This window comes from Pseudomonas asturiensis (genome assembly GCF_900143095.1).
GTDB classification, from domain to species: domain Bacteria; phylum Pseudomonadota; class Gammaproteobacteria; order Pseudomonadales; family Pseudomonadaceae; genus Aquipseudomonas; species Aquipseudomonas asturiensis.
In genome coordinates, this window is record NZ_FRDA01000008.1 from 113020 (window position 1) to 124597 (window position 11578).

An 11578-nucleotide genomic window follows, 5' to 3' on the forward strand; every position below is an offset into this window, starting at 1 on the left:
GCCCAAGCGGCCTGTTGACAATGCATTATTTGTCGAGGTGCTCTAGGCAAACGACCCGCTTTCAGGCATATAATTTGCTTAAGTTGGCGTTTCGGCGCCTGTAGTGGATGGCGCGTGTGCGCCGGCGAATAAGGTGTTTAGCCCCTGCCATGAAACCATCGCTAGTCTTGAGAATGGGCCAGCAGCTGACGATGACACCGCAGCTGCAACAGGCAATCCGCTTACTTCAGCTATCCACTCTGGACCTCCAGCAGGAGATTCAGGAGGCGCTGGAATCGAACCCTATGCTGGAACGTCAGGAAGAAGGCGACGACTTCGACAATTCCGACCCTCTGGCTGACAACATCGAGCAAAAACCCAATCCCGACGTCCAGGAACCGACCTATCAGGAGTCTGCCCCGACTGTAGACAATCTTGAGGACGGCGAGTGGGGCGAACGTATTCCCAACGAGCTGCCTGTGGATACCGCCTGGGAAGATATCTACCAGACCAGCGCCAGCAGCCTGCCCAGCAACGACGATGATGAGTGGGACTTCACCACCCGCACGTCGGTCGGTGAAAGCCTGCAAAGCCACCTGCTGTGGCAACTCAACGTGGCCCCGATGTCCGACAAGGATCGTCTGGTCGCTGTGACGCTGATCGACTGCATCAACAATCAAGGCTATCTGGACGAGACGCTCGAAGAGATTCTTGAATCCTTCGATCCCGAGCTGGACATCGAGCTGGATGAAATCGAAGCGGTCCTGCATCGCATCCAGCAATTCGAACCCGCTGGCATAGGCGCTCGCACGTTGAGCGAATGCCTGCTGTTGCAATTGCGTCAGCTGCCCGCAAAAACTCCATGGCTTGCCGAAGCGCAGCGCCTGGTGACCGATTACATCGACCTGTTGGGCAGCCGCGATTACGGCCAGTTGATGCGCCGCATGAAGCTCAAGGAAGACGAGCTTCGCCAGGTCATCGAACTGGTTCAGAGCCTCAACCCGCGCCCGGGCTCGCAGATCGAATCCACCGAAGCCGAATATGTAGTGCCCGATGTCATCGTGCGCAAGGATAACGAGCGCTGGCTGGTCGAACTGAACCAGGAGTCGGTTCCCCGCCTGCGCGTCAATCCTCAGTACGCAGGATTCGTGCGTCGCGCCGACACCAGCGCCGACAACACCTTCATGCGCAATCAGTTGCAGGAAGCCCGCTGGTTCATCAAGAGCCTGCAGAGCCGCAACGAAACACTGATGAAGGTCGCGACCCAGATCGTCGAACACCAGCGTGGCTTCCTTGAATATGGTGACGAAGCCATGAAACCGCTGGTCCTGCACGACATCGCCGAGGCAGTGGGCATGCACGAATCGACGATTTCCCGGGTGACCACCCAGAAGTTCATGCATACGCCGCGCGGCATTTACGAGCTGAAATACTTCTTTTCCAGCCACGTCAGCACCTCTGAAGGCGGCGAATGCTCATCCACGGCAATTCGCGCAATCATCAAAAAACTGGTTGCGGCCGAAAATCAGAAAAAGCCGTTGAGTGATAGCAAGATCGCTGGTTTACTGGAGGCACAAGGCATTCAAGTAGCCCGCCGCACAGTCGCCAAGTACCGCGAATCCCTTGGGATTGCGCCTTCCAGTGAGCGCAAGCGACTGATGTGATGCAGGCCGAGCCACAGCGTTCCAGTGGCAGGCGCCATGCCTGCCTCTTTATGCACTGGCAAAGGAGAAAGCTGTATGCAAGTCAACATCAGTGGACACCAACTGGAAGTGACCAAGCCCCTTCGCGAATACGTTGAGCTCAAGCTCAAGAAGCTCGAAGGGCATTTTGACAAGATTACAAACGTGCAGGTCACGATGGCGGTCGAGAAACTGAAGCAGAAGATCGAAGCCACGCTGCATATCCACGGTGGGGAGGTAGTTGCCAATGCTGAACATGACGACATGTATGCGGCCATCGACCTGCTCACTGACAAGCTCGACAGACAATTGCTCAAGCATAAGGAAAAGCAGCAAAGCATCCTCAAGGGTGCCACCGCTCGCTGACACTCATCACACATGATTCGAATTGAAGAAATCCTGACCCCCGGCCGTTCCCTCGTGAACGTGCCGGGTGGCAGCAAGAAGCGCGTACTCGAACAAATTGCCAACCTGATCGGCCGCGAAGTGCCGGGCATGGATTCGCAAACGGTGTTTGAAGCGCTCGTTGCCCGTGAAAAACTGGGCTCCACCGGATTTGGCAATGGTATTGCCATCCCTCACTGCCGCCTTGCCACCTGTGGCGATCCCGTAAGCGCAGTGATCCATCTCGAATCAGCCGTGGATTTCGACGCCATCGACGGCGCGCCCGTCGATCTGCTCTTCGTGCTGCTGGTTCCCGAAGCCGCCACCGACAAACACCTGGAACTGCTGCGACAGATCGCCAGCATGCTCGACCGTGAGGATGTGCGCAAACGCCTGCGCAGCGCCAAGACCAATGAGGCGCTCTATCAGGTCGTGCTAGACGTGCAGAACGGCCACTGACCATGCGCATGATCATCGTGAGCGGCCGCTCCGGCTCGGGCAAGAGCACGGCGCTCGATGTGCTGGAAGACAGTGGTTTCTACTGTGTCGATAACTTGCCGGCTGGCCTTCTCCCGGAACTCGCCGAACGCGCACTGATCAATACGGAACTGGCAGAGCCGCTTCTGGCGGTGTCCATTGACGCACGCAATCTGCCCAGCCACCTGACCCGCTTTCCAGCCATGCTCGATGAGGTGCGCGCTCGTAACATCCAGTGCGACGTGTTGTATCTGGATGCTGACGAAGCCACCTTGTTGAAGCGCTTTTCCGAAACCCGTCGCCGTCATCCGCTGAGCACCTCAGACCGCTCGCTGGCCGAGGCGATTCGTGACGAAACCACATTGCTGGGGCCGATCATCGATCTGGCCGACCTCAAGATCAACACCACGCACCTCAATCTTTATCAGTTGCGCGACGCCCTCAAGCTGCGCCTGCTGAACAAGCCTGAACCCGGCACTGCATTCCTGATCGAATCATTCGGCTTCAAGCGTGGAATGCCGGTCGATGCGGACCTGGTCTTCGACGTGCGTTGCCTGCCCAACCCGTACTGGAAGCCCGAGCTGCGCGATCATTCCGGGCTTGAAGAGCCGGTCATCGAATACCTGGCGGCACAGCCGGACGTTGAAGAGATGTTTCAGGATATCTTCTCGTACCTCAACAAATGGCTGCCTCGTTTCGCGGCCAGCAATCGCTCGTACGTGACTATCGCCATAGGCTGCACAGGCGGGCATCATCGCTCCGTCTATCTGACAGAGCGACTGGGTCAGGTCTTGCAACAATCACTCAAGAACGTTCAGGTTCGCCACCGCGACCTCAGCTGAAAGGATCTTCTCTGCGATGCCCGCCCGTCAAATCACCATCATCAACAAATTGGGCCTGCACGCCCGTGCGGCTGCCAAGTTCGTTGGCGTAGCCGGCAAGTTTCCCTGCCAGATCCGCGTCGGCCGTTCGCCGGACAGCATGGTCGATGGCAAGAGCATCATGGCCGTGATGATGCTGGCCGCCGGTAAAGGCACCGAGATTCATTTGCTGACTGAAGGCGAAGGCGAGCAGGACGCACTGGACGGTCTGGTCGAGCTGATCAACAACCGGTTCGACGAGGGCGAGTAAGGCGTCGCCCCCGCCCTGCCCTGCATGCCCAGGTCACAGGCCGCGCCACCTTCCAGAGTGGCCAACAGACGCGGCTCAAGGTTCAACCATGCGAGCCCCTGAGCCGCCAGCAACGCCATACCCGCCACAAGCAGCACGGTCCCTACCGCCAGACGAAACAACCGCACACTGCTGATCGCGAGTATTTCAGAACGCATAAACAGCCCTGGATGATGGTTATGGAAATCAGGCCACGGCGGCTTGATAACGCCGGGACACTTCGTCCCAATTGACGACGTTGTAGAACGCGTTGATGTATTCCGGACGACGGTTCTGGTAGCGCAGGTAGTAGGCGTGCTCCCAGACATCAAGGCCGAGAATCGGTGTGTTGCCATTCATCAGCGGGCTGTCCTGGTTACCGCTGCTTTCCACCACCAGCTTTTTCTCCGGCGTAACGCTCAGCCAGGCCCATCCGCTGCCGAAACGCGTCAGGGCAGCTTTGGTGAACGCCTCCTTGAAACTGTCGAAGCCGCCTAACTGCTCGTCGATGGCCTGGGCAACGGCGCCCTTTGGCAAACCGCCACCGCCGGGCACCATGACCTCCCAGAACAGCGAATGGTTGGCATGCCCGCCGCCCTGGTTGATCACCGCAGCACGCAGGTTTTCAGGCAACTGCTTGACGCTGGCGACCAGTTTTTCGATCGGCCACTCTGCGTACTCGGTGCCGTCCACAGCGGCGTTGAGGTTGTTGATGTACGTCTGGTGGTGCTTGGTGTAATGGATCTCCATGGTCTGCGCATCAATGTGCGGCTCAAGCGCATCGTAGGCGTAAGGGAGTGCTGGCAAGGTGTAAGGCATATCAATGTGCTCCGTAGAAAAGGCCAGAGGTGGCCGCTGAATCACGCTGCAACGACGAGCGCGTGTGCTCGCCACTGCTGTTCAGCAATCGATGGGTGCGTGGGTATTCGCCGTATTCGCTGATGAACGCCAACAGTTCGGCATAGGTTTTACTGCTATGGCGCAACGCGGCTTGACGCAAGGCGGGCGACAAACGCGTGTCCTGCATGGTCTGCAGCAGGCGCTGGTGGATGGCGCACAGGTACTCGGCACTCTCCTCCGGCTGACCCAGACTCAGGTGCAGGTCGGCCAGGTTGTGGTGAGAAACCACACAGGCCGCAACCGCTTCGTCAGCATCGGCCCAGCGCTCGAACAGCACTTGCGCCAGCGCCAGGGCCTGGAGGTACAGCTCGCGGGCTTCGACCCAGTCGCCAAGCTTGAAACAGCGATTGGCCAGTTCAATGGTGCGTTTCCAATGCTGCATGACAGACCTCCAGGTGCGTTGGCCGGATGGAATCAGATGCCGCCGGCGGTGAGTTTTTCGGGGTTGAGCAACACTTCCAGTTGGCTGCGTTGCAAGTCGGTGTGCTCAAGGGCAACGTCGATCACCGGGCGGCCTTCCTGATAGGCTTTTTTGGCGATTTCAGCGGCTTTCTGGTAGCCGATGATCGGGTTGAGCGCGGTGACCAGAATCGGGTTGCGAGACAGCGCCTCCTTGAGCCGGGCGTCATTGACCTTGAAGCTGGCAATCGCCTTGTCAGCCAGCAGTCGGCTGGCGTTGGCGAGCAATTCGATGCTGCTGAGCAGGTTCTGCGCGATGATCGGCAGCATCACGTTCAGCTCGAAATTGCCTGACTGGCCCGCCACGGTAATGGTGGCGTCGTTGCCAATCACCTGTGCCGCGACCATCGCTGTGGCTTCCGGGATTACCGGATTGACCTTGCCTGGCATGATCGAAGAGCCCGGTTGCAGGGCCTCAAGCTCGATTTCACCCAGGCCTGCCAATGGGCCGGAGTTCATCCAGCGCAGGTCATTGGCGATCTTCATCAGCGAAACGGCTGTCGCCTTGAGCTGACCCGAGACAGCGACCGCAGTGTCCTGCGAGCCGATCAGCGCGAACAGATCCTTGCCCTGAGTGAAGTTGATGCCGCTCAGTGCGCTGAGGTGCGCACTGAAGCGACCGGCGAACTCGGGGTGCGCATTGATCCCGGTGCCGACTGCCGTGCCGCCTTGGGCCAACGCCTGAAGACTGGGTTGTAGCCCTTGGAGATGTTCGATGTTGGCGCGAATCTGCTGCGACCAGCCATTCAGCACCTGGCTCATGCGCACCGGCATGGCGTCCATCAAATGCGTGCGGCCGGTCTTGACGAAGCTGTGAACCTGAACGGCTTTGTGTTCTGTGACGTCCACCAGATGACTCAAGGCGGGCAGCAGTTGTTCATGCAGCGCCAGCGCGGCGCTGACGTGAATCGTCGTCGGAATGATGTCGTTACTGCTTTGCCCACAGTTGACGTGGTCATTGGGGTTGACCGACTCGCCCAGAATACGGCTGGCAAGGGTGGCGATCACCTCGTTGGCGTTCATATTGGTGCTGGTGCCCGATCCGGTCTGAAAGATATCCACCGGAAAATGGGTCATGAAGTCGCTGCCCAGTAACTGCTCCACTGCACCGACAATCGCTTTGCTCTGCCCTTCACTGATCTGCTCCAGCTCAAGGTTCGCGTGAGCCGCAGCAGCCTTGGCGAGCAGCAAGGCCCGAATGAATTGCGCAGGCATACGCTGATGGCTGATCGGAAAGTTATCCACCGCACGTTGAGTCTGTGCGCCATACAGAGCCTCGGCCGGCACTTGTAACGAGCCCATGCTGTCGCGTTCGATACGGGTATTACTCATCGCAATGTCCTTGCACCAGTTCAGAAGGAGAAATCGAGGGTTGCAGCACGCAGGACGCCAGTTGATGAACACAGGCCTCCCAGCGCTGACGGCGAGCGGGCGTGCAGGCCAGGGCCTCGACATCGCGCAGCGGACGCCAGGCCTGATCCAGACACAGACAGCGCCAATGCCAGGGCAGCATCGTGTCGCGAGCGGTGTCCATCAAAAGGCGGAAAGTGGTTTCAGCGATCAGGGCGTGAGGTGTGGCGGTGAAACGCGCCAGATAGCGCCCTTCGGCGAAGTAATGCTCGATCAGCCGCGGCTCGTCAGGCTCAAAGGCACAGCGAATCCGCAGACTCAAACCACGCCAGTTTTCCAGATGGGGTAGCTCGTGCAGAACAGATCCCATGACCGCACCTCATTATGAAAATGAGATTCATTATTGAATGAGATCGAGAATCAAAACAAGTGCAGTGTTGGATTTGTGATCGGAGGGGAAGATCGGCTTAAGGGTGCCAGGCGGGTGTTACCGTGCGCTGTGCTAGCGGGTTGGTCGGGAGAGCATGGGCACAATCGGCTGACTGTGTGGCAAATGGGGCGAGCTTTTTCGCTAGAGCGCTGGGCCTTCCGGCTGAAACCCAGCGCCTGAAATACACCCTTCGCGAGCAAGCTCGCTCCCACTCATGACTGCCCAACCTCGTGGGAGCAAGCTTGCTGCCACTCAGCAGTCCATAACCTCGCGGGAGCAAGCTTGCTGCCACTCAGCAGTCCATAACCTCGTGGGAGCGAGCTTGCTCGCGAAGAGGCGGTAACCGTCACTCGAAATGCACCTTTCGAGATGCGACCCTCGCGAAAGGATGCACGCCCCCACCAAACGGATGTGTGTCAGCTACCCGCCACCGTCATGCGCTCAATCAGCACCGAGCCCGTGCGGATGTTGCTGCGCAGCTCAAGATCGCTGCCAACGGCGACGATCTGCTTGAACATGTCACGCATGTTGCCAGCAATGGTCACTTCCTGAACCGGGAACTGAATCTCGCCATTCTCGACCCAGAAACCCGCTGCACCACGCGAGTAATCACCCGTGACCATGTTCAGGCCACTGCCCATCAGCTCGGTGACCAGCAGGCCACGACCCATGCGCCGGATCAGCGCGTCCTGATCTTCCGTGCCATGGGTAACGAACAGATTGTGTACACCGCCCGCGTTCGCCGTACTCGGCATGCCCAGTTTGCGGCCCGAATAGGTGCTGAGCACGTAGGACACCAGGTCGCCCTTTTCAACGAAGGGTTTGGCGTAAGTCGCCAGGCCGTCGCTGTCGAATGCCGAGCTGCCCATGGCCCGCATCAGGTGTGGACGCTCGTCGATGGTCATCCACTCGGGAAACAGCCGATGGCCCAGCGAGTCCTGCAGGAATGAGGATTTGCGATACAGCGTGCCGCCGGAAATCGCGCCCAGAAAGCTGCCGAACAGACCGCCCGCCAGTTCGGCGGAAAACAGCACCGGCACTTCGCATGTCGGGACAGGACGTGCGCCCAGGCGGCTCGCGGCGCGCTGCGCCGCCTTGCGACCGATGCTCTCGGCATCCGCCAGCAACTGGCCCTGACGATTCACGTCGTACCAGTAATCTCGCTGCATCTGGCCTTCGCCTTCGGCGATCATCACGCAACTGAGGCTGTGACGGGTCGAGGCGTAGCCGCCGATAAAACCATTGCTGTTGCCGTAAACACGGCAGCCCTGATGGGTGTTGAGCGTGGTGCCATCGGCGTTCTTGATGCGGTTGTCGGCATCGAAAGCGGCAGCCTCGCACAGCAGCGCCTTCTCGATGGCCTGCTCGGGCTTTATGTCCCACGCGTGATAGAGATCAAAATCCATGGTCTCCCTGGCCATCAACGCAGCATCGGCAAGACCCGAGCTTTCATCCTCCGACGTATGCTCGGCAATCGCCAAGGCTGCAGCGACCGTTTCGCGAATCGCCTCAGCGCCCGTGGCCGAGGTGCTGGCCGAGCCCTTGCGCTGGCCGACGTACAAGGTAATGCCGAACCCCTGATCGCGGTTGAACTCGACCGTTTCGACTTCGCGCTGACGCACCGAGGTCGACAGGCCCTGCTCCAGCGACACCGCGACTTCACACGCGCTGGCGCCCTGACGCCTGGCTTCGGCGATGATCTGCTCGACCTGTTCCTGCAGTTCGGGCAAGGCCTGTGGGCCGACGCTTTGGTTTGCACTCATGACTTTCTCCATCAAATTCTGCTTTCGGCACAGGCCGAATACCGACCGGGCCGGACAAGCGGCCCTCGACTGGTTATCATGGCGGCGTTTCTTAGCGGACTGCCCCCATGGTTGATTCTTACGACGACTCCCTCGACGGGGAGAAAAGCAAAACCCAGGTCAAACGAGAGCTGCATGCTCTGGTTGATCTCGGCGAGCGACTGACGACACTCAAAGCCGATGTACTGGCCAAGCTGCCGTTGACCGATGCACTGCGCAAGGCTTTGGCCGAAGCGCCGAAGCACACGGCCAACATTGCGCGCAAGCGGCACATCCTGTTCATTGGCAAGCTGATGCGCGATCAGGATCAGGAAGCCATTCTGGTTTTGCTGGACCAACTCGATGCCTCCACTCGCCAATACAATGAACGTTTCCACGGTCTTGAGCGCTGGCGTGATCGCCTGATCGCGGGTGATGACAGCGACCTGGAAAAATTCGTGGTCGAATACCCTGACGCCGATCGCCAGCAACTGCGTTCCTTGATCCGTCAGGCGCAACACGAAGTTGCACGCAACAAACCGCCGGCCACCAGCCGCAAAATCTTCAAATACATCCGTGAGCTGGACGAAATCCAACGCGGTCTGCGTTGATCTCGACCTCGGGACCGGCCGTCATCGGCCAGTCCCGACTCATGTTCAGTTGCCTGTACCGCCCACGGTAATCGCGTCGATTTTCAGCGTAGGCTGACCCACGCCCACTGGCACCGATTGCCCGTCCTTGCCGCAGGTACCGACGCCGCTGTCCAGCGACAGGTCGTTACCCACCATCGAAACCCGACTCATGGCTTCCGGCCCGTTCCCGATCAAGGTCGCACCTTTGACCGGCGCGGTGATCTTGCCGTCTTCGATCAGATACGCCTCGCTGGTCGAGAACACGAACTTGCCGCTGGTGATGTCCACCTGGCCGCCACCCAGGTTGGCGCAGTAGATACCACGCTTCACCGAGGCGATGATTTCCTGTGGATCACTCTGGCCGCCCAGCATGTAGGTGTTGGTCATGCGTGGCATTGGCAGGTGTGCATAGGATTCGCGACGGCCGTTGCCGGTGCGCGCCACACCCATCAGCCGTGCGTTCAGTTTGTCCTGCATATAGCCCTTGAGAACGCCGTTCTCGATCAGGGTCGTGCATTCGGTGGGCGTGCCTTCATCATCGACGCTCAGCGAACCGCGACGACCGGCCAGCGTGCCGTCATCGACGATGGTGCACAGCTTGGAAGCGACCATCTCGCCCATGCGGCCGCTGTAAGCCGAACTGCCTTTGCGATTGAAGTCGCCTTCCAGGCCATGCCCCACCGCTTCGTGCAGCAGAACGCCTGACCAGCCCGAACCCAGCACGACGGGCAAGGTGCCTGCCGGTGCGGGAATCGCTTCCAGATTGACCAGCGCCTGACGCAGCGCTTCACGGGCATAGCCCATGGCGCGGTCGTCGGTCAGGAAATAACGGTAGTCGGTACGCCCGCCACCGCCATGGCCGCCGCGCTCGCGACGGCCATTCTGCTCGACGATGACACTGACGTTGAAGCGCACCAGCGGGCGCACATCGGCGGCAAGACTGCCGTCGGCAGCCGCCACCAGAATCCGCTCCCAGACCCCGGCCATGCTCACCGAGACCTGCTGAATACGCGAATCCAGGGCACGGGTTGCCACATCGATGCGCTTGAGCAAGGCCACCTTTTCAGCGCGGGTCAGGACTTCCAGCGGGTTATCCGGTGCATAGAGCTGCGTCACGTCCTGGGAGGTGAACGCCTGGACACGACCGTTCTGCCCTGCACGGGAGATGGAGCGCGCAGCACGTGCGGCGGTAAGCAGCGCCTCTTCGGTGATGGCATTGCTGTACGCAAAACCGGTTTTCTCACCGGACTGTGCACGGACTCCCACACCCTGATCAAGGTTGAAACTGCCTTCTTTGACGATTCCGTCTTCGAGCGACCAGGATTCGGAAATCATGCCTTGAAAATACAGATCAGCCGCGTCGATACCCGGGCCTGCCAGCTCGCCCAACACTGATTGCAGGCTGTCGAGGCTCAGGCCGCCGGGGGCCAGAAGGTGTTCGCTGACTGAGGACACGTCACTCATATTCACTCCGAAGCAGGCCGCAAAGCGTCCTGCGAAAAAAAGCGCCGGTGAGTGGACACCGGCATCCGCGCCCGTATGGACGCCTGTTCTTCACTGTCACGCGTGGCCAGCAGCACGGTTTCACCCTGCGCGTGCTGAGCCAGGACCCGCCCCCATGGGTCGATAATGGCGGCGTGTCCGTAAGTTTCGCGGGGCCCTGGATGCACCCCGCCTTGCGCGGCGGCCAGCACGTAGCACTGGGTTTCGATGGCCCGCGCACGGAGCAGAACATCCCAGTGCGCGGCCCCCGTCACAGCGGTAAACGCCGACGGCGCAGTGATCAGCTCGGCACCGGCTTCACGCAGCGCGGTGTACAGCTCCGGGAAACGCAGGTCATAACACACACTGAGCCCGAGTCTTCCAACCGGTGTGTCGACCACAACGACGTTGTTTCCATGAGCATAGTCATCCGACTCCCGGTAGCGACCTCGACTGTCGGCAACGTCCACGTCGAACAGGTGCAGCTTGTCGTAGCGCGCCACCTGCTCGCCGTGCTCATCGATCAGCAACGAGCAAGCCGTGACCTTGCGCTCGGGCTGGCCATCGGGCGGGAGGGGAATGGTTCCGGCAACTACCCATAACCTGAGGTCACGGGCGGCCTGTTTCAACCACGGCAGGATCAATCCCTGACCGGAGGCTTCGGCACGACCAATGTCGGCCGCGTCGCGGCGGCCCATGGCGGCAAAGTTCTCGGGCAGCACAGCAAGCCGGGCACCGCCTTCGGCGGCCTGTTCCAGCAAGGCGCGTGCGCGAGCCAGGTTGCCCGCAACATCGCTCTGACTGACCATCTGAATCACGGCAAAAGACATGGCGACCCTTTTTTGAATGGCATGGCCACCACTGTACTCCATG

At 59.8% G+C, this 11578-nt stretch carries 13 protein-coding genes and 1 pseudogene; 6 read left to right on the forward strand and 8 right to left on the reverse strand.

Features of this window, described 5'->3' with window-relative positions; all coding sequences use genetic code 11:
* Positions 1 to 149: 149 nt before the first annotated feature.
* The 5 genes from BUB69_RS15785 to BUB69_RS15805 all read left to right on the forward strand — a co-directional run bounded on the left by BUB69_RS15785 (position 150) and on the right by BUB69_RS15805 (position 3653).
* Positions 150 to 1643, forward strand: a complete 1494-nt coding sequence (locus BUB69_RS15785; RefSeq protein ID WP_073168362.1) for an RNA polymerase factor sigma-54 — start codon at positions 150 to 152, stop codon at positions 1641 to 1643.
* Positions 1644 to 1718: 75 nt separating this feature from the next.
* Positions 1719 to 2027, forward strand: coding sequence for a ribosome hibernation-promoting factor, HPF/YfiA family (gene hpf / locus BUB69_RS15790; protein ID WP_024687475.1), 309 nt, complete (start codon positions 1719 to 1721; stop codon positions 2025 to 2027).
* A 12-nt stretch (positions 2028 to 2039) separates the two neighbouring features.
* A complete protein-coding gene (gene ptsN / locus BUB69_RS15795) occupies positions 2040 to 2504 on the forward strand; it encodes a PTS IIA-like nitrogen regulatory protein PtsN (protein WP_073168365.1) in 465 nt (154 codons plus the stop codon).
* Positions 2505 to 2506: 2 nt separating this feature from the next.
* Positions 2507 to 3364 carry an RNase adapter RapZ gene (gene rapZ / locus BUB69_RS15800; RefSeq protein WP_073168367.1) on the forward strand — a complete coding sequence of 286 codons (858 nt, stop codon included), beginning with the start codon at positions 2507 to 2509 and terminating at the stop codon, positions 3362 to 3364.
* 16 nt (positions 3365 to 3380) lie between these two features.
* Positions 3381 to 3653 carry an HPr family phosphocarrier protein gene (locus BUB69_RS15805; protein ID WP_073168369.1) on the forward strand — a complete coding sequence of 91 codons (273 nt, stop codon included), beginning with the start codon at positions 3381 to 3383 and terminating at the stop codon, positions 3651 to 3653.
* On the opposite strand, the pseudogene BUB69_RS29645 reads toward BUB69_RS15805, so the two are convergent.
* The 6 genes and pseudogenes from BUB69_RS29645 to pmbA form a co-directional block, all read right to left on the reverse strand.
* A pseudogene (locus BUB69_RS29645) lies at positions 3653 to 3850 on the reverse strand (ZIP family metal transporter); the annotation flags it as partial. The gene BUB69_RS15805 and the pseudogene BUB69_RS29645 sit on opposite strands and share 1 nt — an antisense overlap.
* A gap of 28 nt (positions 3851 to 3878) precedes the next feature.
* Positions 3879 to 4490 carry a superoxide dismutase gene (locus tag BUB69_RS15815; protein ID WP_073168374.1) on the reverse strand — a complete coding sequence of 204 codons (612 nt, stop codon included), beginning with the start codon at positions 4488 to 4490 and terminating at the stop codon, positions 3879 to 3881.
* 1 nt (position 4491) lies between these two features.
* Complete coding sequence (locus BUB69_RS15820) at positions 4492 to 4953, reverse strand: tetratricopeptide repeat protein (protein ID WP_073168377.1); 462 nt, start codon at positions 4951 to 4953, stop codon at positions 4492 to 4494.
* 32 nt (positions 4954 to 4985) lie between these two features.
* Positions 4986 to 6362 (reverse strand): class II fumarate hydratase, encoded by a 1377-nt coding sequence (locus BUB69_RS15825; protein ID WP_073168379.1) that lies wholly within the window; start codon positions 6360 to 6362, stop codon positions 4986 to 4988.
* The gene (locus BUB69_RS15830) at positions 6355 to 6750 is read right to left on the reverse strand and encodes a FagA protein (RefSeq protein WP_073168381.1); all 396 of its coding nucleotides are present in this window, start codon (positions 6748 to 6750) and stop codon (positions 6355 to 6357) included. Before BUB69_RS15830 ends, BUB69_RS15825 begins: the two co-directional genes overlap by 8 nt.
* Positions 6751 to 7226: 476 nt before the next feature.
* On the reverse strand, positions 7227 to 8573 hold the full coding sequence (pmbA, locus tag BUB69_RS15835; protein ID WP_073168383.1) for a metalloprotease PmbA: 1347 nt from the start codon (positions 8571 to 8573) through the stop codon (positions 7227 to 7229).
* Positions 8574 to 8680: 107 nt separating this feature from the next.
* Between pmbA and yjgA the strand changes: the two genes are divergently transcribed.
* The gene (yjgA, locus tag BUB69_RS15840; protein WP_024687484.1) at positions 8681 to 9202 is read left to right on the forward strand and encodes a ribosome biogenesis factor YjgA; all 522 of its coding nucleotides are present in this window, start codon (positions 8681 to 8683) and stop codon (positions 9200 to 9202) included.
* A 45-nt stretch (positions 9203 to 9247) separates the two neighbouring features.
* On the opposite strand, the gene tldD is transcribed toward yjgA, so the two are convergent.
* Both tldD and BUB69_RS15850 read right to left on the reverse strand, forming a co-directional pair.
* Positions 9248 to 10687 (reverse strand): metalloprotease TldD, encoded by a 1440-nt coding sequence (gene tldD, locus BUB69_RS15845; protein ID WP_024687485.1) that lies wholly within the window; start codon positions 10685 to 10687, stop codon positions 9248 to 9250.
* Between the two features lie 2 nt (positions 10688 to 10689).
* On the reverse strand, positions 10690 to 11535 hold the full coding sequence (locus BUB69_RS15850; RefSeq protein ID WP_073168580.1) for a carbon-nitrogen hydrolase family protein: 846 nt from the start codon (positions 11533 to 11535) through the stop codon (positions 10690 to 10692).
* Positions 11536 to 11578: the final 43 nt, after the last annotated feature.